This window comes from Aeribacillus sp. FSL K6-2848 (genome assembly GCF_038004325.1).
Lineage (GTDB): Bacteria > Bacillota > Bacilli > Bacillales > Aeribacillaceae > Aeribacillus > Aeribacillus composti.
The window spans coordinates 3,267,053-3,291,988 of the sequence record NZ_JBBOQQ010000001.1 but is presented as its reverse complement, the minus strand read 5'-3'; the positions used below and the strand labels follow the sequence as shown (position 1 = coordinate 3,291,988).

Annotated in this window: 18 protein-coding genes, 1 pseudogene and 1 other annotated feature; of the genes and pseudogenes, 12 read left to right on the top strand and 7 right to left on the bottom strand. The window is 38.4% G+C overall.

Translation table 11 applies throughout. The features are described from left to right. Window positions 1–2: 2 nt before the first annotated feature. On the bottom strand, window positions 3–935 hold the full coding sequence (locus tag NSS70_RS15870; protein WP_339197107.1) for a S8 family peptidase: 933 nt from the start codon (window positions 933–935) through the stop codon (window positions 3–5). Window positions 936–950: 15 nt separating this feature from the next. Here NSS70_RS15870 and NSS70_RS15865 point away from each other — a divergent pair, with 15 nt between their 5' ends. The 3 genes from NSS70_RS15865 to ccpA all read left to right on the top strand — a co-directional run bounded on the left by NSS70_RS15865 (window position 951) and on the right by ccpA (window position 5,085). Then, window positions 951–2,324: an IS1380 family transposase gene (locus tag NSS70_RS15865; protein ID WP_339211605.1), complete on the top strand. Its 1,374-nt coding sequence runs from the start codon at window positions 951–953 to the stop codon at window positions 2,322–2,324. A gap of 439 nt (window positions 2,325–2,763) precedes the next feature. Continuing rightward, window positions 2,764–3,840: a bifunctional 3-deoxy-7-phosphoheptulonate synthase/chorismate mutase gene (locus NSS70_RS15860; RefSeq protein WP_063387336.1), complete on the top strand. Its 1,077-nt coding sequence runs from the start codon at window positions 2,764–2,766 to the stop codon at window positions 3,838–3,840. A 240-nt stretch (window positions 3,841–4,080) separates the two neighbouring features. Continuing rightward, window positions 4,081–5,085 (top strand): catabolite control protein A, encoded by a 1,005-nt coding sequence (ccpA, locus tag NSS70_RS15855; RefSeq protein WP_339197105.1) that lies wholly within the window; start codon window positions 4,081–4,083, stop codon window positions 5,083–5,085. A gap of 35 nt (window positions 5,086–5,120) precedes the next feature. On the opposite strand, the gene NSS70_RS15850 is transcribed toward ccpA, so the two are convergent. From NSS70_RS15850 to NSS70_RS15840, 3 genes are read right to left on the bottom strand one after another with little or no spacing between them, the layout of a single operon-like run. Next, window positions 5,121–6,317 (bottom strand): acetoin utilization protein AcuC, encoded by a 1,197-nt coding sequence (locus NSS70_RS15850; RefSeq protein WP_063387338.1) that lies wholly within the window; start codon window positions 6,315–6,317, stop codon window positions 5,121–5,123. A gap of 1 nt (window position 6,318) precedes the next feature. After that, entirely contained in the window at window positions 6,319–6,960 is a 642-nt protein-coding gene (locus NSS70_RS15845; protein WP_063387339.1) for an acetoin utilization AcuB family protein, read from the bottom strand. 34 nt (window positions 6,961–6,994) lie between these two features. Further along, the gene (locus tag NSS70_RS15840) at window positions 6,995–7,627 is read right to left on the bottom strand and encodes a GNAT family N-acetyltransferase (RefSeq protein WP_066248879.1); all 633 of its coding nucleotides are present in this window, start codon (window positions 7,625–7,627) and stop codon (window positions 6,995–6,997) included. A gap of 159 nt (window positions 7,628–7,786) precedes the next feature. Here NSS70_RS15840 and acsA point away from each other — a divergent pair, with 159 nt between their 5' ends. Together acsA and NSS70_RS15830 are read left to right on the top strand one after the other, a co-directional pair. Beyond that, window positions 7,787–9,502 carry an acetate--CoA ligase gene (gene acsA, locus NSS70_RS15835; RefSeq protein WP_339197100.1) on the top strand — a complete coding sequence of 572 codons (1,716 nt, stop codon included), beginning with the start codon at window positions 7,787–7,789 and terminating at the stop codon, window positions 9,500–9,502. 746 nt (window positions 9,503–10,248) lie between these two features. Further along, window positions 10,249–10,695, top strand: a complete 447-nt coding sequence (locus tag NSS70_RS15830) for a GNAT family N-acetyltransferase (RefSeq protein ID WP_339197097.1) — start codon at window positions 10,249–10,251, stop codon at window positions 10,693–10,695. A 128-nt stretch (window positions 10,696–10,823) separates the two neighbouring features. Here the strand turns inward: NSS70_RS15830 and NSS70_RS15825 are convergent, their stop codons facing one another. Beyond that, window positions 10,824–13,613, bottom strand: coding sequence for a transglycosylase domain-containing protein (locus tag NSS70_RS15825; protein WP_340881937.1), 2,790 nt, complete (start codon window positions 13,611–13,613; stop codon window positions 10,824–10,826). A gap of 128 nt (window positions 13,614–13,741) precedes the next feature. Next, window positions 13,742–13,958, top strand: a binding site (T-box leader). A 48-nt stretch (window positions 13,959–14,006) separates the two neighbouring features. On the opposite strand from NSS70_RS15825, the gene tyrS reads away from it, so the two are divergent. Beyond that, window positions 14,007–15,269, top strand: a complete 1,263-nt coding sequence (tyrS, locus tag NSS70_RS15820) for a tyrosine--tRNA ligase (RefSeq protein ID WP_066248876.1) — start codon at window positions 14,007–14,009, stop codon at window positions 15,267–15,269. Window positions 15,270–15,972: 703 nt separating this feature from the next. Here the strand turns inward: tyrS and NSS70_RS15815 are convergent. After that, a complete protein-coding gene (locus NSS70_RS15815; RefSeq protein ID WP_021292746.1) occupies window positions 15,973–17,142 on the bottom strand; it encodes an ISL3 family transposase in 1,170 nt (389 codons plus the stop codon). 198 nt (window positions 17,143–17,340) lie between these two features. Here NSS70_RS15815 and NSS70_RS15810 point away from each other — a divergent pair, with 198 nt between their 5' ends. The 4 genes and pseudogenes from NSS70_RS15810 (at window position 17,341) to NSS70_RS15795 (ending at window position 21,567) form a co-directional block, all read left to right on the top strand. Next, window positions 17,341–18,591, top strand: a complete 1,251-nt coding sequence (locus tag NSS70_RS15810) for an IS4 family transposase (RefSeq protein WP_339192832.1) — start codon at window positions 17,341–17,343, stop codon at window positions 18,589–18,591. A 680-nt stretch (window positions 18,592–19,271) separates the two neighbouring features. Next, window positions 19,272–20,465 (top strand): annotated as a pseudogene (locus NSS70_RS15805) (ISL3 family transposase). Between the two features lie 323 nt (window positions 20,466–20,788). After that, a complete protein-coding gene (locus tag NSS70_RS15800) occupies window positions 20,789–21,016 on the top strand; it encodes a hypothetical protein (protein ID WP_339197087.1) in 228 nt (75 codons plus the stop codon). A gap of 62 nt (window positions 21,017–21,078) precedes the next feature. After that, on the top strand, window positions 21,079–21,567 hold the full coding sequence (locus NSS70_RS15795) for a hypothetical protein (RefSeq protein WP_340881934.1): 489 nt from the start codon (window positions 21,079–21,081) through the stop codon (window positions 21,565–21,567). Here the strand turns inward: NSS70_RS15795 and NSS70_RS15790 are convergent. After that, entirely contained in the window at window positions 21,531–22,409 is an 879-nt protein-coding gene (locus NSS70_RS15790; RefSeq protein ID WP_339196453.1) for an IS982 family transposase, read from the bottom strand. The genes NSS70_RS15795 and NSS70_RS15790 overlap by 37 nt on opposite strands. Window positions 22,410–22,791: 382 nt before the next feature. Here NSS70_RS15790 and NSS70_RS15785 point away from each other — a divergent pair, with 382 nt between their 5' ends. Then, window positions 22,792–24,081 (top strand): sugar transporter, encoded by a 1,290-nt coding sequence (locus tag NSS70_RS15785; protein ID WP_327856388.1) that lies wholly within the window; start codon window positions 22,792–22,794, stop codon window positions 24,079–24,081. Window positions 24,082–24,084: 3 nt separating this feature from the next. Beyond that, a complete protein-coding gene (locus tag NSS70_RS15780; RefSeq protein WP_327856387.1) occupies window positions 24,085–24,756 on the top strand; it encodes an ABC transporter ATP-binding protein in 672 nt (223 codons plus the stop codon). Window positions 24,757–24,936 lie beyond the last annotated feature (180 nt).

Genomic DNA, 24,936 nt, shown 5'->3' with positions numbered 1-24,936 from the left:
ACTTAATTTTTTATTAGGATTAAGCCATACCCATATTTATTGTCTCTTCCATCGGCCCCTAAATCATATGCATATTTTTTTAATTCATCATTTATAAATTGATAAGCGGCTTCCTTATCGGATAATTTAGAAATAATTAGAGAAATCATACCGGTAAAATAGGCTGCAGAAAATGATGTTCCGTCAAAATAATCATAGGCTCCTTTATTATTTATTGATTTTAAATCAGTACCTAAAGTGACGAAGTCTATTTTTCCCTCTCCAGAAAAATATGCTTTTGATAAATCTTCATTTAATGATCCAATAGATAAAACATTTGAATATTTTGCAGGATAATCAACACCAAATCCATATGTATTACCTGCAGCAGCTATAACAATGATGTTGTTTCTATTCGCCTTTTTTATAACGTCTTCTAAAGCAGCACTTGATTTCTGAAAACCAAAACTTAAATTTATAATGTCTACATCTTCCTCGATTGCCCACTCAATCCCTTTAACTAGATGCTCCAACTGTCCGGTCCCATCCACTCCTATAAATTGGATGTCATATAAATGGACATTTGGATTTACGCCAATTTTATTTCCAGCAATAATACCTGCAACAGGTGTTCCGTGATTAAATTCATCATTAGTAATACTAGATTCATTAATTGTATTGTAACTTTTAACTACTTTATCTTTTAGTTCATCATTTAAATTTATACCAGAGTCGATAATAGCAATCTTTATTATGCGATTTATTTCTTTATTAGTACTTTTAATGATTTCATCAACTTGGTAATAATTTTTACTTTTTTCAGAACTAAATATCGGAAAAAATACAAAGGTGGTAAGAATAATTATAAATAAATACCTGAATCCGTGACAAAACATCTTTACAATGGTCGCAAACCGTTGATACGATAAGGGAAAACGACGTTGACGATTCTTCATCAAGTAGGTGATGTGATGAAAGATTTCCCGATTCGGTTTGTATTGACAGATGAAGCGATTACCCCAAGTGCTGGGCTTGCTCTCGTTGGCTACTTACTCCATCGAACGAAACTGGATAAACGGGTAAACGCACTTCGGCTTCCAACGGTTCGTCGAGAAGTGCACATTTCCCATAGCGATGTCATTCGCTCGATGATTGGCTTGCTTGCCACAGGAAAAACGGATTTCGATCATATCGAAGCGTATCGTCAGGACGATATCTTTTCGGCATCGATGGGGATTCAGCACGTGCCTTCCTCTCCAACCTTGCGACAACGACTCGATCAGCTCGCTTGTCTTCCGATGACCGAAACGATTCTTTGGGAGGAGTCCATACGTCTGTTGATTCAACGACATGCCACTTTGTCCCCTTGTTGGACCAAAGGAAAGACGACATGGCTTCCCCTTGATATAGATGGTTCCCCATTTGACAACTCCGATACGAAAAAAGAAGGAGTCAGTCGAACGTATAAAGGATTTGACGGTTTTACACCGTTGTTTGCGTATGCAGGGAAGGAAGGGTATCTCGTTCATGCCGAGTTGCGTCCAGGGAAACAACATGTGCAAGACAACATGCCCTCGTTTTTAGTCACCGCTATCCGTCGAGCTCGTCAACTGACTTCATCTCGTCTGCTTGTTCGCATGGATGCAGGAAACGATGCAGAAGCGAATGTGCACGTATGCCTAAAGGAAGACGTGGACTTTGTCATCAAGCGAAACTTACGCCGAGAATCGACAGCGCTTTGGTTCCAGATCGCTTCGCAAAAGGGCAAACGTGTCGATGATGGACAAAGCGAAGGAGTACAAACCTATGAGCTATGCCTTCCACAGAAGGCAGCGATCGATGGAAACACGTATACGTACGTTCAAGTCACCCAAGTGACGGAACGGACGATGGAACGCAATGGACAGCTGATGCTCGTTCCTGATTATGAAGTGGAAAGCTATTGGGTGCGGCTCAAAGGATACGAGCATGTTCGAATGAGCGATGTGCTCGCGTTGTATCATGACCATGCGACATGCGAACAGTTTCATAGCGAACTGAAGAGCGACTTAGATTTAGAGCGGCTTCCATCTGGGAAGATGAAAACGAATGCGCTCGTGTTGGTCATGGGAGCCTTCGTTTACAATCTTCTTCGTCTGATTGGACAAGATCTATTAAGCGATCCGAGACATCCGTTGCACCACAAAGTGAAACGCCGCCGCATCAAGACGATTATTCAGACGGTGATCACGATGGCAGGGCGACTCGTCCGTCGATCACGACAGATCTGGATGAAACTGACGCGAAGGAGTGGCTATAGCGAGCCCCTACTGAACGTCTATCAGAAATGGAGAGAGGTAAGATAACGAACGAATGTTCGGGAACTGATGTCCAACGTCACTCCCTGTGCTTTTTTGTCTATTTTTTTGGTTCGTATACCTAAAAAAGAGATTTGTTCCATTTTCGGAAATAGAGATGACATAGGTCATAAGCATAAAAGGGGTTTTATGGATTATCAATCCATCAAAATTACAACAAAATCAAAGTCGATTTCAATTCATCACGGATTCAGGTAAACATAAATCCCCCAAATATTGTATAATAATTTTATCTGGCATGATGATCTTTGGGAAATGACTTGTGAAGAACTAAAGAAAATATTTTGAAAAAAATAAACACTTTACCGCTTAAAAGCGTTTAATCGATAAAGAAATTTTTAGTGACATTTCAAGGAATATGGTTTATAATAAACCCTAATTAAAATCAAATGCTTAAAATTTTGACGGATGTGAAAGGGTGGAAAAAATGAGCAATACAGAATTAGAAGCGCTTAGGGAACGGGTTGATGAAATCAATTTGCAAATTTTAAAATTAATTAACGAGCGAGGCAAGCTTGTTCAAGAAATTGGGAAAGCGAAAGAAGCGCAAGGAGTTAACCGATATGATCCTGTCCGTGAACGAAAAATGCTCGATTTAATAAAAGAACATAATAATGGTCCATTTGAAGATTCCACTTTACAGCATATTTTTAAGGAAATATTTAAAGCGGCATTAGAGCTTCAAGAGGACGATCATCGAAAAGCATTGTTAGTATCAAGAAAGAAAAAGAAAGAGAATACAATCGTTGACGTCAAAGGCGAAAAAATCGGGGATGGCAGCCAATACTTTGTTGTCGGTCCTTGTGCGGTAGAAAGCTATGAGCAAGTAGCTGCTGTTGCGGAAGCAGCGAAGAAACAAGGCTTGAAGCTGCTAAGAGGCGGTGCATTTAAACCTAGAACATCACCATATGATTTCCAAGGTTTAGGCATTGAAGGCTTAAAAATTTTAAAAAGAATTGCTGATGAGTTTGATATGGCAGTTATTAGTGAAATTGTGTCGCCTCAAGATATTGATGTGGCCCTTGATTACATCGATGTCATCCAAATCGGGGCACGGAACATGCAAAACTTTGAATTGTTAAAAGCAGCAGGATCTGTTCGCAAGCCTGTATTGTTAAAACGCGGTCTTTCTGCAACGTTATCAGAATTTATGAATGCTGCGGAATACATTATTTCTCGAGGTAACGATCAAATCATTCTTTGTGAACGCGGAATTCGCACGTATGAACGCGCTACAAGAAACACGCTGGACATTACAGCAGTTCCGATTTTAAAACAGGAAACACATTTGCCTGTATTAGTTGATGTCACTCATTCAACAGGCCGGAAAGACCTTCTAATTCCTGCTGCAAAAGCTGCTCTTGCTATTGGGGCAGACGGTATTATGGCTGAAGTTCATCCGGATCCGGAAGTAGCTTTGTCAGATTCTGCGCAGCAAATGAATATTGAGCAATTCAATCAGTTTATTTCTGAATTAAGACCATTAGCGAAAGTAAATGCCTAATTGAATATCGTCTATTTTTTAAAAAAGGAGCCTTTTAAGGTTCCTTTTTTTGCGTAGATCGTTTACATTATTTAATGAAGGATATACTTTAATGAACATATTTTTTTAACGAAAAAGGTAAAAATATAAGAAAACACGCCAAGCACATTGCGGACGAATGCTTTGTATCGTATGATAAGAGTTATACGGAAGAGACTGTTATTTATTTGATATAGATCATTTAGATGAGGAGTGTTGATCATGAATAATGTGACGATATATGATGTTGCACGTGAAGCGAACGTTTCAATGGCGACAGTTTCACGAGTTGTAAACGGCAACCCGAATGTAAAGCCGACAACTAGAAAGAAAGTATTGGAAGCGATTGAGCGTCTCGGCTATCGGCCAAATGCTGTCGCAAGAGGGCTGGCTAGCAAAAAAACGACGACTGTAGGTGTTGTTATACCGGATGTATCAAGCACATTTTATTCAGAATTGGCTCGCGGGATTGAAGACATCGCAACGATGTATAAATATAATATTATTTTAAGCAATTCTGACCAAAATAAAGAAAAAGAATTGCATTTGCTTAACACCCTTTTAGGGAAACAAGTGGATGGAATTGTATTTATGAGCGGCAATATTACAGAGGAGCATGTGGAAGAATTTAAACGTTCACCGGTTCCTATTGTGCTTGCATCAACTTTTGATGAGAACAATGAACTGCCTTCTGTTAATATCAATTATGAACAGGCAGCCTATGATGCGGTTAAGTTTTTAATCGATAAAGGACACAAACATATTGCCTATGTATCCGGGCCGATGGAAGAGCCTGTGAATAAAGTGAAAAAACTTAAAGGATACATACGTGCACTTGAAGAGGCAGGGATCAAATACGATGAACAATTTGTAGTAGAAGGAGATTATTCCTACGAATCCGGGATTGAAGCATTTGACAAAGTGTTGGAGCTGTCGCCAAAACCGACTGCAATCTTTGTTGGAACGGACGAAATGGCATTGGGCGTGATTCATGCCGCTCAAGATAAAGGCTATGAAATTCCGAAAGATTTTGATGTCATCGGCTTTGACAATACTCGTTTGGCGACTATGGTTCGTCCGCGATTAACAACCGTTGTCCAACCGTCTTACGATATCGGTGCGGTTGCGATGCGCCTGTTAACAAAATTGATAAACAAAGAGGAAGTAGATAATCATATTGTTGAACTCCCGCATCGTATTGAAATTCGGCAATCGACAAAATCATAATCTTTTTAAGCTGAAGAAAAAACGGCCAAGCTTTTTTAAAAAGTTTGGCCGTTAACATTTTTTTTTGCATTATATTCCCTTTGCTGCCGGATGAATTGCAGAGCCAATTCAAGAGTGTGATTGTTTTTTTCTTCAATTTCTTTTTTCCTTGGAATCGGTTGATATAACGGATCGGGATCTTCCCATGTTGGGATTAATTCAACGGGAGATTTCTCCTGCCATTTTTCCAGCCATTCTTTCGGAAGAGCCCCTTGTGCTTTGCAGCTTAAATTTTTCATCTCCAGCCAAATGAGCGACCAAGCTCTTGGAACAACCCGCCAAATATCGTAGCCTCCTCCGCCGACAGCTATCCATTTTCCATCGCAGTAGCTATGGGCAATTTCATGTGCAAGCTTCGGAATTTCCCGGTAAATATTGATGCTGGCGTGAAGATGAGTTAGTGGATCAAAATAGTGGGCATCAGCTCCGTTTTGAGTGACGATGACATCAGGCTTAAAGTACTCTGCAACTTCTGTAACGGCCTCTTTGTAAACTTTTAGCCATGATTCATCTTCGGTAAATGCATCTAACGGAATATTAAAGGCAAAACCGTATCCAGAACCTTGTCCCCGCTCATGAACTGTTCCTGTCCCAGGAAATAAATATCGCCCAGTTTCATGAATAGATAGTGTGCAAACGTTTGGCTCATCATAAAACGACCATTGAACACCATCTCCGTGATGCGCATCCGTGTCAATGTACAGCACCCTTGCCCCATATTTTTCGATAATATATTTAATCGCCACTGCGCTGTCATTATATATACAAAATCCAGACGCTTTCCCCCTGAAGCCGTGATGAAGACCTCCGCCTAAATTTAAAGCATGCTTCGATTTTTCCATCATGACATGATCAACTGCTGTTAATGTCGCGCCAACAATAAGAGAACTGGCCTGATGCATGTTTTGAAAAATAGGTGTATCTTCCGTACCAAGTCCGTAGTTTAAAGCTTCATGCTCAGACAGCTTTCCTTCCCCTGCCTGTTTTACTGCACGAATATAGCCGGCATCATGAATAAGCTCCAGCTCCTCATCTGTTGCAAATCTTGGTTCAACTATTTCATCATCTTCAAGCGCTTTCAATTTTTTTAGCAAATCAACTGTTAATTCTACTCGCAGCTGGTTGAATGGGTGCTTATTACTAAATTTATAATTTAAAAATAAAGGGGAATAAATAAACACGCTGTCTTTCATGTTATTCCCCCATCATATGAGGCCATACAACGGTATAACCTTTTTTCTCAAGCTCAGTAATAAGCCCCATTGGATTCATCGTCTGCACCCGAAAAACTAGTGTTTTGAATTTTTCGTTTTCTTCCGGATACACAAAAACGCTGGAAATGTTTACTTTTCCTTTATGAAATACTGTTGCGACTTCTGAAAGCATTCCGGTTATATTGGGAACTCTTACTTCAATTCGGGAGCTGGGCTGATGGGCTCCAGTCAACTTTACAAACGTATTCAAAACATCTGTTTTGGTAATAATTCCGACAAGCTTGCCATTTGTAGTAATGGGGAGGCAGCTGATTTTATGCTCATAAAAAATCGTAGCAGCATCTTCAACAAAATCAAGAGGGTGTCCGGTTATGACATCGGTTTTCATAATGTTTTTAACTGGCTTGTTTAAAAGCGCATCCAATTTTTCATTTTTACTTAATATAGAGGGAGCAGCATCGCGAATATCTCTGTCTGATATAATGCCAATAAGGGTATTCTCTTCGCTGATGATCGGAATATGCTTGATTCTAGCTTTTTTAATTAAGTTTAAAGCATCTTGGATCGAGTGATCCGGAGAAAGCGTGAGTACGTTTTTTTGCATGATTTTTTCAATAATCATGTTATCCATCCCCTTTCCAAGAATAGCATGGCGATTAATACAAAAATCTGTTTGTAAACCTTAATTGGTCGAATTTCTGAATCGATTCGTTATCTACTCTTTTTCCAATACGAACCATTAAACAGTTTGCGGGATGAGAGCAAATTTCTGGATCATCTGTTGCATACCATTCAAGACCGCCTGCATTCATCATTTTTTCCATCATTTTTCTATACTCCCAAACATTTAAGCCAGTTCCCTTTAAATCCCAATGCCAATAATATTCCGTTGTAATAATGATGTAATCTTCCATTGCATCATCCATCATCGAAACAATCAATAAATTTTTTCCAATTTCACATCCGCGAAATTCTGGAATCACTTCAATGGCTCCTAGCTCAATTAAATTTTCCATCTTTCCTTCAGACCATCGTTCTAGAGGATCAGGGTATAAAAATGTAACATACCCGATGATTGTTTCGTCTTTTCTGGCAATAATAATCCGTCCTTCAGGAAGCTTGGCAATTTCTACAAGCGCTTTGTGCTGCCTTGGTGCAGGACGGAAAGCTGTTAAATCCTCATGAAATTTATAGCCTGCCAGTTTATCGGGGGGAATTGGCCCTTCGACAATCACCGTTCCATTTGGAGTTTCAATTTCTTTGGCATGATATGTTTTTTTATGTTCCATTCATTACACCGCCTACCAATCTAATAACCTATTCATATTATACAGGAATTGTCGAACATAATCGGATTTGTTTTGTAAAAAATTTTTACAAAATTGCGAAATGGAATAAAAAGTTATATAATGATAAACAAATATACTAATTTTTAGGGGGGTACTTCGATGAAAGTGGAAGCGCTACCAGCAATAAAAGGAAACCACAACTTAGCAAACTATGAGGAAGCATATGCAAGCTTTGACTGGAAAGAAGTAGAGGAGAATTTTTCATGGAGTAAAACTGGGAAAATCAATGCGGCTTATGAGGCGATTGACCGTCATGCAGATGGGGCCAAAAAAAATAAAGTCGCACTTTATTATCGCGATGCGAATCGTGACGAAAAGTATACGTTTGAAGAGATGAAAGAGCTCTCCAATAAAGCTGCGAATGTTTTAAAACAGCATACCGACCTTCAAAAAGGTGATCGGGTTTTCGTATTTATGCCTAGAAGTCCAGAGCTTTATTTTGTCATTTTGGGCGCAATTAAACTGGGAGCTATTGTAGGTCCTTTATTTGAAGCGTTTATGGAGAGCGCGGTAAAGGATCGTTTGGAAGATAGTGAAGCAAAAGTGATTGTAACAACAAAAGAGCTGCTGCCAAGAGTTCCAATTGATGAATTGCCTGCGCTCAAACATGTGGTGGTTGTTGGAGAAGATGTAAAAGAAGAAGGAAAAATAATCGATTTCTTTGCTCATTTTGAAAATGCAAGCAAAAATTTGGAAATTGAATGGGTGGATCGGAGAGACGGACTTCTTTTGCATTATACTTCCGGATCAACAGGAAAACCGAAAGGCGTTCTCCATGTCCATAATGCGATGATTCAGCATTATCAAACAGCAAAATGGGTTCTTGACTTGAAGGAAGAAGATATTTATTGGTGTACGGCAGACCCTGGATGGGTGACCGGAACAGTTTACGGTATTTTTGGTCCGTGGCTCCTAGGTGTTACAAATGTTATTGTTGGAGGCAGATTCAGCCCTGATTATTGGTATGAAACAATCGAAAAATACGGTGTCACTGTCTGGTACAGCGCTCCAACAGCGTTTCGGATGCTGATGAGTGCAGGAGACGAATTGGTGAAAAAATATAATTTAAGCTCTCTGCGCCATATTTTAAGTGTCGGAGAACCTTTAAATCCTGAAGTTATTCGCTGGGGAATGAAAGTATTTAATAAGCGCATTCATGATACTTGGTGGATGACGGAAACAGGCGGGCATCTTATTTGCAACTATCCGTGTATGGATATACGGCCTGGATCAATGGGCAAGCCGATCCCCGGCGTAAAAGCAGCAATTATTGACGATCATGGAAATGAATTGCCTCCAAACCGAATGGGGAATCTAGCAATTAAAAAAGGCTGGCCTTCCATGATGCAAGCAATTTGGAATAATCCTGAAAAATATGAATCTTATTTTATCGGCGACTGGTATGTATCTGGAGACTCCGCTTATATGGATGAAGATGGATATTTTTGGTTCCAGGGACGGGTTGATGACGTCATTATGACTTCCGGCGAACGGGTCGGACCGTTCGAAGTAGAAAGCAAGCTTGTTGAACATCCTGCCGTAGCGGAAGCTGGAGTTATCGGCAAGCCGGACCCTGTTCGAGGAGAAATTATTAAAGCGTTCGTTGCATTGCGCAGCGGCTATGAAGCATCAGAAGATTTGAAAGAGGATATTCGCCAGTTTGTTAAAAAAGGGCTGGCAGCACATGCAGCGCCACGGGAAATAGAATTTTGCGAAAAACTGCCGAAAACTCGAAGCGGGAAAATTATGCGCCGCGTGTTGAAAGCATGGGAGCTTAACTTGCCAACAGGTGACTTGTCGACGTTGGAAGATTAAAAATAATAGAAGCCGTAAGTCTAGTAAATAGGCTTGCGGCTTTGTTATGTGCGCCCGGCATGTACATGAACTATAGGGTGTAAGTCCCGAACCCCGAAGACAGAAGTAGAGGTTAGCCAAGAGCAAGGGTGTCCGTGGTGACGCGGAATCTGAAGGAAGCTGGAGGCAAAACACCGGTCCGAGGAACACGAACCTCATATAAGGCTAGGTATGATTGAGTGAGTTTGCATAACAAAACAAAGCTCTTTCTGTCGAAGGTCATATCGAGTAAATGAGGCGGATAGATGGTGTGAAAGTGCATGTACTTACCCGGGGAGGTCTGGCGGATATGTGAAGTACTCTTCATAACCTACTTAGTGATAAGTAGCTGAACCGTCAGAAGTCAGCAGAGGTCATAGTATTAGTTGGTCTAGAACAACTAAGAAGGACCGAACAATTAAGAGAGAATAGCCCTTGGCATTCAGTGAGTCATGATGAACACAGAAAACGTAGTACCTCACTTGAGGGAGGAAGCGGTGAATCCCGTGGGAGACCCCTTGGAGGGAGGAGTGACCACTGGCATAAAGAGAACAGCTATTCACGGAAGTTATAAAGACTTGCGTCAATTATCTTAATTGAACCGCCGTATACGGAACCGTACGTACGGTGGTGTGAGAGGACGGGAGTTAATCGCTCCCTCCTACTCGATTGGCATTAATAATAGATTGATAAAATAAACGCTAAAATTGGAAATAGGAGAGAAGCTTATGGAATCATCCCTTTTATTGAAAGAATTGCGAACGAAAGAGGAAATTTTAGAAGGATTTTCAGTGATGAAACATTTGCGGACTCATCTTGATGAACAATCATTTCTTGAATTGGTGCTTGAAGCTAAACAAAAGAAAGGATATCAATTAGTTGCTCTTTACGATCATAATAAAATGGTTGCCATCATCGGATTTATGCCAATGATCACTTTATACTACGGGCGTTTCATTTGGGTTTGTGATTTAGTGACATTGCCTGAAGAACGATCAAAAGGATACGGTGAAAAGCTTTTAACGTATGTTCATCAATATGCTGTAGAAAATGGCTATAATATTGTTTCTTTATCTTCCGGCTTGCAGCGCGTTGACGCACACCGCTTCTATGAAGAAAAAATGCGATACAATAAAGTAAGCTATGTTTTCTTAAAAAAGCTGCCGTCACACTAGCCAGTAAAAGATAAAAAGGACCACGTGCGGTCCTTTTTAAATATTTATTGGGTGAAAGCAAGTTTTGCTGGGCTGTTTTTTCTGTTTCGTCTACTTTATTGATCGTTTAATGCATCTTTTCCATTCGCCTATTGTCTTGCATTTGCCGTCTGCTTCGGTTTTTGCTGCGGCTCTGTTTTTCCAGATTGCGCCGTTTTTACAATGGCTGAAGGAGGAGACGCTTTTCCTGCCACATCAACTGCAACGACGTAATAGGAGGCAGGAGATTTTCCGACTGAGATGCTTAAGTTATTTTTTGCAGGTATACTGGCAATTTTTTTGAAACTATTTGAATTAGATGGAGCTGCATAAACCCTGTACCCGATAACATCATATTCACCGCTTTTGCTCCAGGATAATGTTGTTCCGCTAAGCTTTACAGCGGGCACTTTAGAAGGAGCTTTGCCATTATCCTGAAGAACCCTATTGCCGGTCAACGTCAAAGCCTCTAAATTAGCTCCGCTAGGAAGAAGTTTAGTCAATTGGGACACGTCTGAAATCCCAAGATTATTCAATACTTCTTTTTTCAGCAGAGGCCCTTCCTGGACGAATTCAGCCGGTGCATTTGCCGGCACTTGATAGGCTACGTTGTCTACTAAAACAAATTTGCCGTACGCCAAGCTTTTATCCACTTTATTCGGCAGAAATTTAGCGTTATACAAGTCAGTTTGAACGAGTCCAGCTTTCTTACATAATTCAGAAGGCAGATCCCCAGAGAGGGCGCAATACGATCTTGAAACAATTCCTTTAGGCATTTTAAAGGAAGTGTTAGGATCTATTAAGTCAGGTTTGACGCTGTATGCGGCGTTCATTAATTTTGCCCAAAGCAATATATTTCTATTGCTGTAGGTCAAACCTTTGTAGGTCGTTTCCAGCCTTTTCGGCGTGTCATAACCGATCCATGTGCCGAAGGATACATTAGGATTTACAGCAACAAACCATGCATCCCGATAATCCTGCCCAGTTCCTGTTTTTCCAGCCCAATCAGATTGAAATGATAGATACCTTTTTAAAGAGGAAGCCGTTCCGCTTTGAATGACATCCCGCATCATATCAATCATTAAATAGGCTGTTTGAGGGGAAAAGACCTTCTCTTTCTTGCTGTTATGTTGATATATAACTTTTCCGTCTTGTGTTTCAATTTTTTCAATCATGTAGGCGTCGACAAATTCACCGTTATTGGCAAATGTTGCGAAGGCGTTTACGTTTTCCTCCACGGTTACTCCGTAAGTCATTGCCCCAAGAGCGAGGGAGAATGAACTGTAATCTTCTTGAGCAAGTGAACTAAATCCCATTTTTTCTAAATAGGATACCGGATTTTGCGAAATAATTTTTGCATAGGTTTTTACCGCCGGAATGTTATATGAATGTTTCAATGCTGTTCGAATACTTGTTAATCCGTGATAGCCGCCTCCATAGTTTTTCGGCTGATATTTCCCGATTGAAAATGGAAGATCTGCCACAACAGTTCCCGGCTGGACGATGCCCATTTCCATCGCGGGTGCATAGACAGCGAGCGGTTTCATTGTTGAACCGTTTGGTCTTAATGCTCTTGTAGCATGGTTTGTCTGCTCCCTGTTATGATCACGGCCGCCAACAAAGGAGATTATTTTTCCAGTTTTGTTTTCGATTAAAACAGCGCCGACTTCAACCGGTTCCTCGATGGTTACGGTCTTGCCTGTTTCAGGATCTTTTTTCTTTTCAAGCTTTGGACTTCCGTAATACTCGTAGTTTTTGACAACCTCTTGCATTTTGTCATAAATTTTCTTGTTAATGGTCGTATGAATGTTGTAGCCGTTTTGTCTCATGTCTTGATCGGCCAGCGCCATGTATCGATTAAACAGCTCTTTATTATTTTTTCGGAGATCCTCCAGCTTGTGACCGTCTTTTTTCGCCAGCTGCTCAGCCAGTATATCCTTCACTCTTTTTTCAACTTCGTATATAATCCAAGGATATTGCTCAATATCAGGTTTTTTCTTTTTGGCTAAATGAGCCTTTAAATCAAACTTAAGTGCTTCTTCATATTCTTTTTTTGTAATATATCCTTCTGCAAACATTTTTCTTAGGACGGTTTTCATTCGGTTTATACCAGGCTGTAAATCTTCTTTTACTTCTCCGTCCTTTGTGAACGGTGTATAAGCAAAAGGATTTTGAGGGAGACCAGCGATAAAAGCTGCCTGCGGTATCGATAAGTCTTTCGCATCTATGCCAAAAATCCCCTGCGCCGCAGCCTGCACGCCTGCAATGTTTCTTCCGGAGCTGTTTCGTCCAAATGATGATACATTTAAATAGGCTTCTAATATTTGATCTTTCGTAAAATATTTTTCTAATCTCAATGCTAGCAGGATTTCTTTTGCTTTTCTTTCAAATGACACTTCGTTGGTCAATATTTGGTTTTTAATTAATTGCTGTGTGAGGGTGCTTCCGCCGGTTCTGACAGAAGAGTTTGAGAACTCCTGGAAAATCGCCCGCATGATCGCCTTTGGGACAATCCCTTTATGCTCGTAAAAATATTCGTCCTCCACTGCAACAATTGCATGTTTTAAATGCTCGGAAATTTGATCAATTTTGATTTTTTCACGTTCAAGATCTGTGCGAATTTTCCCTAAATAGACATTGTCTGCAAAGTACACTTTCGTTGTTTCAGAATAATCGTAAATGTCTTTTTCCAATTCTTTTTCGGAACGGATCGGCTCATCTTTTACAAGCGATGCAAAATAACCAGCTCCTAATCCTCCGATAAAGGAGAAGCCTATTAAACCGATAACCAATAGTAAAAGAAATAAGTTCCATGTTACGTTATAGGCAATGACCATTTTTTGCTGGTGCTTATGATAAAAGGAGCTTACCTTCCTAAAAAATTCGTACCATTTCTCCATTTTTCATCATCCCTCTACAAAATCTAGTTTATTATAGCATATTTTTTTCTCCGGTTGACGCCCTCTGTTCTAATCTTAGTTGACAAAGGATGTCAATTATGCTAAAAATGTTTATTAATGAAAAAAATACTTGAGCGTTGATTGGAGAAAGTAGCAGGCATTTCCCTGTTTCAGAGAGCTGATGGCCGGTGCGAATCAGCACATAAATGCTTTGTGAATTACCTCCATGAGCATTCTTTGTGAAAGTGAAGTAGCAAAGGACGGTTTTTAGCCGTTATCAGAATGAGTGAAGAACATGCAAATGTTCTTAAGCAGGGTGGTACCGCGTAATTATACGTCCCTTCATGAAGGGGCGTTTTTTATTTGGATAAAATTTGAAAAGGAGTGGGTTTGATGAATGCTTTGCTAGAAGATTTAAAATATCGCGGACTCATTAATCAAGTAACGGATGAAGAAGGGTTAGATAAATTGTTGTCAGAGGAACAGGTGAAGCTGTACTGCGGTTTTGACCCGACGGCAGACAGCCTTCATATCGGGCATTTGCTGCCGATTTTAACGTTAAAAAGATTTCAAGAGGCAGGTCATCAACCGATTGCTCTTGTTGGCGGCGCAACAGGCTTGATCGGCGATCCAAGCGGAAAAAAACAGGAAAGAACATTAAATGAAAAAGAAACGGTGAAGCAGTGGTCAGAACGCATTAAGGAACAGCTTTCCCGTTTTTTGGATTTTGAAAAAGAAGGGAATCCGGCCATTTTGGCCAACAACTACGATTGGATCGGGCCATTGGATGTCATCACATTTTTGCGCGATATCGGCAAAAGCTTTGGCATAAACTATATGCTGGCGAAAGAAACCGTGCAGTCAAGAATTGAAACGGGCATTTCCTTTACGGAATTCAGCTACATGATTTTGCAATCGTACGATTTTTTAAAGCTGTACCAAACCTATGATTGCCGCTTGCAAATCGGCGGAAGCGACCAATGGGGAAATATTACGTCAGGACTTGAACTAATTCGAAAAACGGAAGAAAATGCGAAAGCATACGGTCTTACACTCCAGCTCGTCACGAAAGCCGACGGCACAAAATTCGGCAAAACGGAAGGAGGAGCCATCTGGCTCGATAAAGAAAAAACATCGCCTTACGAATTTTATCAATTTTGGATCAATACCGATGACCGGGATGTCATCAAATATTTAAAATATTTTACTTTCTTATCAAAAGAAGAAATTGAACAATTGGCAGAAGAAGTGAAAAATGCTCCTGAAAAACGGTCTGCGCAAAAAGCGTTAGCGGAAGAAGTGACAAAACTTGTCCATGGCGAAGAAGCACTCAAACAGGCAGTCAAAATTTCCGAAGCGCTGTTCAGCGGCAATATAAAAGCTTTAACAGCAGAAGAAATAAAACAAGGCTTTAAAGATGTGCCTTCGTATGAAACGACCGAAAATGAAATCGGATTAGTCGATTTATTGGTTCAGGCGAAAATTTCTCCATCGAAACGGCAGGCAAGAGAAGACATCGGAAACGGTGCGATTTACATTAACGGCGAACGGGTGCAGGAGCTTGATTATATTGTGTCTGAAAAAGACACCATCGAAGGTCAATTTGCTGTGATCCGCCGGGGCAAAAAGAAATATTTCTTAATTCATTTCAAATAATCATAAGCCTCTGCTCACACTTTCAGGGGCCTATTAAAATCAATTGGAAAATATACGGGCGAGTGATTCTAAACGACCACCGCTCATACCCGTATTCTATTAAATAGGTCAAAAGCATCCCCCCTTCAATTGAATGGATTAATTTATTCATTGAAGGGGGGTTTTTCGTACAAAAGAAGCGAAATTTGTCGAAAAATACAGAATTTTGTATGTCAAAAAATGTACCTAAATCTAGCTTTTATAAAGTACAATCAATTTAACAAATTATTGAAAAGGAGGAATTATATGAAAATTAGTCGTTTAAAAATGGTTGATATGGGCAATTGTGAATCTGTTATTTTTCTCATCCGTTCCTTTAGACGTTTTCGCAGAAACCATTCATTCTAAAGACAACAACTCTACTGAAAGTCATTTACCGTCAAAAGTCCCGACCCCTAAAATTAACCTTAAACGAGGGGAAATCATTGAGGAACGGACAGAGAATACAAAAGTTTTTTACAATGGTGATGGCACATTTACCAAAAAGATTTATTTTGAGCCGATCCATATAAGGAAAAAGAAGGGGAAGCCATTTGAGGAAATTTCTCTAAATCTAAAATCGATCAGTAGCATTGCATTAAGTTAATTTTAATTTGTCAAGCCCAATTTTATGTTAAATTTCATCTTTTTGGTTCATCACCAAAAGATGTACTTGATTTTTACGTTAAAATGTGATAGAGGTCTCTAGACGGACACGCAAAGTAAAACGCTGGATATTTCGATACCCATATCCTCGCCTTTTGATCAATTTTATTTTGTTGTTGATTCCTTCCATTGGACCATTTGAGTAAGAAAAAACGATGCAAGAAAGCACTGCGTCTCTTCGGGTGATGAGTGCCTTGGCAATACTGCGTACGGCGGCACAGTCGCTAAAAAGGTACCGGTCAAACCATTGGGTCAAACGAGTTTCGGCTTGCTTTCTTGTTTGGCTTTTGGATACGTAACGGAAATGTTGAAGTGCTTGATAGACATCACGTAAATAAGCACTTTCTTGGCACCATTGTCGAACTTCCTGTCTCTCTTCTTCTGTTAATTTTTCTGGACGTTGGCTTAACAATCGGCACACGCGGCGAACGCTTCCATGTTTGGTTCCGCCTTTGGCAAGGTATTTGCGACAACGTTCCAGTGCATCGGTGAATAACTGAATCACATGGAAGTGGTCAAGAACATGGATGGCTTTTGGACATACCTTTTCAATGGCTTTTCTCATGGCAGGAGCCAAGTCGCTGACAACATACTTCACTTTGGAGGCGACGGGTTGAAGCGCCTCCACAATGGCTTCTTCATTTTTTCCAGAAGCAATGGAAAGGACATTCCGAGTCTGTGTATCCATCACCGCTACTCCGTAATCATGTCCCTTTCGGAAAGCGAATTCATCCACACATACTACTGTAGGATTCGATGTTGGTAAAAGAGCCGGGGCATATTGATAAAACCAGCGTTCTACTGTCGTATAGGCGAGTTGTAACAAGCGAGCGACTTCTTGAATCGTTTTTCCGATGCATAACTGGGCGACCCAATGTTGAAACGATTCCGTCGCGATACTGTGAGACGGAAGTCCCGGATAAGAAACGGTGAACGTCAGAAAACAGGCTTGGCAACGCCGTCTTTCTATGGGAAGTTCAATCCAAAATAAACCGACCGTATTGGTATAGCCATGAATCCATTGTTTTCGTTTCGATGATATTTTGGTTGTCCGTCCGAAGCAAGTCGGGCAGATCGGACAATGAGGAGGGAGGGAAAGTTCAAAAATCCATCGTTCTCCCTCTTTTCGTTCTCCATGAATAAGAAAGCCTGGTAAAGTGATCAAATCTTTGATAAACTGAGATTGCATGCGAAATTTCCTCCATGGTTGATGGTTTGGTCACCTTTACCATACAGGAAATTTCGCATTTTTTGTACCCTTGATCAGAAAACAACCTGATTGTCAAGTACATTTTGTGGTGAAGAGCCATCTTTTTGGATATAAAAAAACTCCTTATAATTAGGATTGGCAGTCCTATCCAAATCCTAAGAATAAGGAGAAACCATTATGGATAAGAATACCACAGAATCCACAATAAATGAACTATTTAAAGAGATCGATCCAATAACTTTTTCAAAACTAATTAATGTGATTGACGTTGACAAATACATTAAAAAATTAACGGCGTATAAGTTTTTACAACTTTGTATCATCGCTCAGTTAAACGAATTGGAAAGCTTAACAAAATTGGCCAAACATTTGAAAGACAAGGAAGAGTTGCAGACATATCTGGAATTTGATGCAATTAGTACTTCGCAACTTTCTCGCAAATTAGGCCAATTATCCCCTCAACTGTTTGAAAAAGTATTTAAATATCTGGTCTTAAAGATCCAAGGGCAAATGAAAAATGCCCCGATCATCCGAAACATTGGTCGTCTTCTGGTCATTGATTCTACCACGATGAGCATGAGTTTGAGCCAATATCCATGGGCAACTTTTCGTAAGACAAAGGCTGGTGTTCGACTCCATTTAAAGGTTGTTGTAACGAAGGATATCACTGTTCCGGATCAAGGGATTATCTTACCCGCGAAACATGCCGATCGCACACAGATGGACGAACTCATTGAAATCGATCCAAATGCGATTTACTTGTTTGATCGAGGGTATGTCGATTACAAACAGTTCGACCGCTTATGCCGAGAAGGGGTGCGATTCATTACCCGGCTTAAAAAGAACGCAGAGATTGAAGTTTTATCGGAACGGATTCCCAATCCAGAACGTTTGATTTATAGGGATCAGATTGTCATTTTAGGAAATGACCGTAATCATACCAAAATGACTCATCCTCTCCGATTGATCGAAACGGTCGACAGCGAAGGGAATCCCGTGATCATCATAACCAATTGCTTTGATCTTTCTGCGGAAGAGATTGCAGATTTATACCGATATCGCTGGAAGATAGAGACCTTCTTTAAATGGATGAAACAGCACCTTAAGATAAAAAGATTTTATGGAAAAAGTCAAAATGCCGTTTACAATCAAATTTGGATCGCCCTAATCACCTATTGCTTACAGGCCATGCTCCAATTAAAAGTGAATCACGATGGTCCTTTATTAGAGATCAAGCGAACTTTACAGAATCTGCTTTTTAAAGGTTTTGACTGTTTTGTTCGCTCCCTTTTTAAAAAGCCAATTCGAACGTCCAACGGTCGGAAAAAATACCATTGGGAAAAAGATTTTGAAACCATCGTGTACCAATTTGAAGAAGGGGAGGTGGAACACCTAGACGATTTAGTTTATGATCCAATGTTTCTGTAATATATTACCAAATTGTGGAAATGGACTGCCGATTAAGACGTCATTGTCCTTTTAAGCTTGCTTAGAAAGATTGTATGTCTGAATATTCAGTTACATGAAATAACTGGAATTTTTATTGAGCTTGACAAACATTAAATTTTTTTATGCAACGCTACTGAAAATCGATAAATTTCTATTTCATCAACATTTATGAAGAAGATACGAAACTTTATTTACTTTCCATATAAACATAAACAGTGTTTCGTTTTCTTTTTCAAAATAAAGTTACAATCCATCCGAAATGATGTAAACGATCTGTAAATGTCACCTTATGATTTTGTGTCCATATTTAATTTTGGAATGTGTTTTGGCCAAATCAGAGAATACCTATCTTTTTCTTTTGGTCTAGCAAAATGCTTTACACAAACCTTTATACATTATCTGCTATTTAATAAAAATATTGACATATTTGGAAAAACAATTATAATTATTTTTGAAAGTGCTATGATGGAATATTTAATAAATAAATTGTGTAATTCTGATTTGTAAGTGTAATACTATAGCATTCTAGCAAACAACTGTATAAGTTAATTTTATTGATTCATCACCACATTTTGTGATTTAACCCAAAAAATAAGGAAAACACTCACGAATTCCTGGCAATAATGTTAGCGTCACTTAACATAACAGGAGGTTCTAAAGTGTTTTCCGTATCACTAGATTTGCCAGAATTTGAAGTTGTTAAACAAGTGTTTCTTGAAGATTGCAGTTTGTTACATGTTGAGAAAAATACTACAGAAGAACGCTGTTCTTACTGCGGTTTTTTTTCTAGTCATGCCCATGACTGGCGGACAAGAAAGGTTCGTGACTTGTCCGTATTAGGTAAGCCCCTTTTCTTATTTGTCAGAGTGTATAGATACCGTTGTCACAACTGTAATGAGGGATTTTCACAAACATTTGAATGTATCCGTCCTAATAAGCATCAGACCAATCGGTACAGAGAATATCTGTACGAAATGTGCATTGGCTCTACTATCCAAGAAGTGAGTCGAAAGGAAAAAATACCTTATACAACCGTTGAGAGAATATTTTATTCCGTTGCTAAAGAAAAAGAGAAGGAGCATTTAGAAACTCTTGAAAGTGTTTTAGAAGACAATGAATTAATCCTTAGCCTTGATGAGATCGCTGTCCGAAAGGGTCACCGATATGAAACAGTTCTTATGGATACCCAATCCGGGAGTGTGCTTGGTATGGAACATCAACGGAGTTATCGTTCAACTCAGATCTTACTTGCCAAGAAGATTCTGTCTGATAAATGCGTTCATACCGTTGTTATGGATATGTGGGATCCCTTCCATAAAGCTGTTAAATCTATATTCCCAGAGGCCTGTATCGTCATTGATAAATATCATGTGGTGCAAAAGGTGACACATGCACTTGACCAAGTTAGAAAGAAAACTCCTGGACTAAAAAAGGGACGGTTTAAACTCTTGAAAGGTTCTGAAAAGTTAACGGCTAATGAAAAACAACAATTAGACGAGATGCTCAAAGAGCATTCAGAATTGTCATATGCCTATTTTCTAAAAGAACTATTTAGAAAAATATACCAAGTGAATGACTATGATACAGCTGATTCACTCTTAGAAGAATAGATTCAACTCGCATGGAGCAGCCCATTTCCTTCATTTCATCAAGTAGCCAAGACGATAGAAAATTGGAAGGCACAAATTTTACAATATTTTCTTATCCCTTTTACGAATGGCCGGATTGAAGGTACAAACCATAAGAGTAAGAACATCAAAAGACGTGCTTTTGGCTTCAGAAACCTTGAAAGATTTCGGCTACGTGTATTTTTGGAATGTACAGGTAAAACTTATAAAAATCAGGTTGCTTAACCATGCCCTTCATCAGCTTTCCGCATTGTAGTTGGTAGAATGGAATCCGTCAAGGAAAGCGCTTGACCTCTTCCATTCTACCCACTTAGTGGTCTGCAAGCTGACGAAGGAGCTACTCTAGATTGAGTATCAATCTCGCTAACTTATTTCCGGAATTGTGTGAACATCACAGAATATGGTGATGAGACATTTTATTAATGTAATTAATCTGACTTGCTTTATGTCATTATATTTGCGTTAGGTCTGCTCAACTATTTTATATAATTGAGCGGATCCGAATCTTATTTTTGAGTGCCTCCACATAATTTATAGATTAATGAATAATGAATGAATTGAATATAATGGAAAAAGTTTTGATTAGACAACTTACAGGTGTTAGTTTAAGCACTGCAGGGGTTATTCTGGATTATTTGGATTGGATTTCTTACGCATCATTATTACTGACTCTAACTGGACTTGGAGCTGCTGCATCAGCAGCAGTTTGGTCTTATCGTGCTACAATTTTGGCACTATCCAGATCGGGTAAAAGAGCAGCAGCAAAAGCACTTTAATAGAAATATAGTAAAGAAGGTAGTGTGTGGGGCACTAACTTCTTTATATGAAGGGGATAAATATGTTGCTTATATTAAAACGTCAAGGATTAATCAATACGCTTTCTTTTTTTCTATTGTCTCTGATATTGGTTGCCAATACTTTTTTTTCAATCAGGCAATTTGGGATCATTGAACAATTTAACGACATCCAAAAAAACTTACCTTTATTTACCGAATCATTTGTTATTGTCTTTATAACTTCGGTGCAATTGATAGCGGGTATAACAGTTGTAATAATGGAAACACTATTTGTTACTTTTGTAGCAAATTTCATGACTAAAAAGAAATTAAAATTTAGCAACTATATGTTTCCAATCCTTTTAGCGAATATCTTTTCAACACTATTAAATATGACTATTATTAAGGCTATCGGTCTTAATGATATGCAAAACATTCCATGGCTGATCTGGTCGCCAGTCTCACAAATATTGTTGGCAGTTTATATATATATACCCATGGTGCTAGTTGAGCGTCAACGCTCAACTAGCCCAAGAACAACGAGCGAATAGGCCAACAAAATGGCATCAAGCGCCGTTTCAAATCCAGAGATCGAATTGGCGCGAATTTTCGTGATCCGAAATGAATCCACTAAAACCGAGAACGCGGTTTCGACGATTTTGCGTTTTCGTTTCATCCATCGTTTCCATGCTTTCGATTGATGGATTTTCTGGTTTTTCCGAACGGGCGTCCAAAAAGTGATCTTGTATTCATCATACAGCTTCTTTTGCAAGTCTTGGCTCACATATCCTTTGTCACCAAGTGTATACGGATGAGGAAGTTGGGCCATCACGGTTTCCGCAGCTGTCCGGTCGTGACAGGATGCTTCGGTGACGACATATCCCATCGGAAGCGCTTGGTCAGTGATCTGGAGATGAAGCTTAAACCCATAGTAAGCCATCTTTTTGGATGCACAATACCCGATATCTGCGATTCCTTGAAACCGTTTGACGCGATACATTCGTGCGTGGTGGCAGAGTTCAATAGGTAAGCTATCCACTACCGCATAAGCGTGATGTTGCCCACGTTTGGCTAGTTGATATCGTATCCATTTGACGGCAAAGCCAAGATTTCGACAACGGCGGTTATATCGAGAACGTTCAGGAAATAAATCTTTCGAAAATAAGTTTCCGATCACAAATCGGTGCCAAGCTCGTTCGGATGTAAAACCTAACAACTTTCCAAGAACATGGACGGCGATGATGACTTCATCTTCTTGCTTCAACAAATGGTGATTTCGGCGTTGTAAATACATCTGAATCAAAGACAATTGTCCAGATACAAAGAACAAAATCGCTGCATATTGTTTTTGAATTTTCGCTTCGTCTGTTGTAAAATGAAAGTGCTCTTGCATGGGACTTCTCCTTTTAAATGTTTGGTAGCACTTTCATTTTAAAGGAATTTTCCATGCAAGGGCTATTTTTATATCCTGTGATCTTTATCTAGCACCACAGGTATATATATATATTTTTCGATTATTGATAAGTCTATATCGAACATCGTAAAAATCAAATTAGGGGTTCTTATATTTTCGGTATTGTATGGTGTGCCACTTATTATACATACATTGATAAATGCTACATTTTTTCAATAATTTGGGAAAGGTGTAAAAGAATATGGAAAAATATTTTAAGTTGAAGATGATGGTCGTATTCGCCATTTCAGTTATTTTTTTATTGGTAGGCGTTATCACATTGATAAGAATCATCGGGAAAATGTTAGGGAATTGAGGACAGATGAAGTATTTCAAATATAAACGTTTAATAAAAAAAAGAAAAGCAATTTCCAATATAGAGATTTTCTACAGATCTATTTTCAATGAGTTTTCTGAAGCAGATAAAAAAATATTGCTGTCTGTATTATACAAAATAAATCAGGTTATTAATTTTATTTCAAAAATAGCACCAATTTTTGTTTACTCGCTCATTTATTATTTTCATTCCTATTTAGAACCTTTTATAAATCCTTTGTATGTCGCAACAATCTATTTAATTTTTAGCCTTTGGTCCACAGATATCAATAATGATGATTATGATCCTCAGGAAATGGAAAATGTTTCCGAATGGATGTATAAAGCCCGAAAAAATAAATTCAAGTTGCTAATCCTGGAAAGATTGGCATTAACATTTGGAACAAGCATTCTTTTTTACTGCATTTTTATCTTTATTTATATGGAAAAAATGAATGTTAGCTACGTAATAATCTTTTTATATGAGGTTTTCGGAATCATTGCTGCCATTCTTACAATTCTTTTAAAATTCTATTGGAGTAATCATCAGATTTTATTTTTATTTTTTCACGGTCCAAACGATATGAAGCGGAAAGAACATTTCATAAGATATCAATATGATTCGCAATTAGATAAGTACCTGATTGCTTTGTCCCGGTCCGTTCAAAATAGAACCTACTATTTATATATATTTTATATTTATCTATTCGCAGCAATTTTACCATTTATAATATGGTTTATAACTTATCATTTTGGTGTTCATAAGTTTATTATCCTAACTGTTTATTTAGCAGTTGAAAGCGTGATGATCAGTTTTATATCCCAGGGAATCATAAATAGTTCAAAGATGTTAAATAACTCAAATTTAAGTGATTACTATTATATAAAGAAGTTTGATAAGAAAAAATACTATGAGAATTTACTTTCTAAATTTCTTTCCAGAAAACTCTTTGTTATCCTGCTCAGCTATTATCTTGGTTTACTCGTACTTTACGGATTTTCGTCCGTTACTGCCATCATTGGATTATGTTCAACCGTTATCTACTTCAGCACAATACAGATCATTACAAAAAGAGTCTTTCGATTTAAAAAATTATCATTAGAAGAAATCAAAGACAATTTTTTTATTTATTTTTTCAATCCAATAGAAGATCTGTTTATAATTGGATTTCCTTTAATTATTAGCAGTGCTGTCGCTATTTATTCGATAAAATCAGGAAGTGTCTATCATATAATCATTTGCTTTTTTATATACTCTATTTTTTTATTATTTTATAACTTTCTTAAAGAGAGGTAAAAAATGCTTGAGTTAATAAACATTAAGAAAAGATATGGAGATTCAGCTTATATTTTTGATGGTATAAATTTGAAAATTGATAAAAAAAGTATTGTGGAATTACTGGGTGAAAATGGTATCGGTAAATCAACTTTACTGAATACCATTGGCGGAATGACCAAATTCGAGGGTGACATCAAGTTAAATGGAATTTCATTAAAGGACAATTTCAAAAAGTATATGGAAGGAGTTTCATTAATTGGTAATACACCTTTTTTATATGAATATTTAACTCCTTCCGAAACTATAGATATGATCTTGTCCTTCTTGAATAAAAAAAGATTAGACGAGACTCTTGGTGCTCTCATGGAAGAAATTGGGCTCCATAAATATAAAGATACACTAACACGGGAACTATCATTGGGTACAAGACAAAAACTGTCATTAATACTTGCACTTCTTTCTTCGCCTGATTTGATTCTGCTTGATGAACCTTTTGTAAATTTAGATGTTCGTTCTAGAAAAGTCATTCTCGATTTTTTGAAGAATTACGTCGTTCAAAACAAAGCAATTTTAATTTATGCAACTCATTCAACAGACATATATTTATCTGATTTTTCAAATAAAACGATAAGGTTAAGAAGAGATGATCTGTTTGATAAGGTGGTATTAGAGAGTGGTACCCGTGAAATTTAAAATATTTAGTATTTGTTTTTTAGTTAGTTCGTTAACGGGAATCATATTTTTCTTTTTAGGTTTTTTGTTATTACCTAATGAGCAGTTTAACCCGGACTTGCATCCTTCTTTTAAAACGATTTTTTTTACGAACTTTGAAATACATATTCATACCATTTTTTTCTCAATCATTAGTTTCGG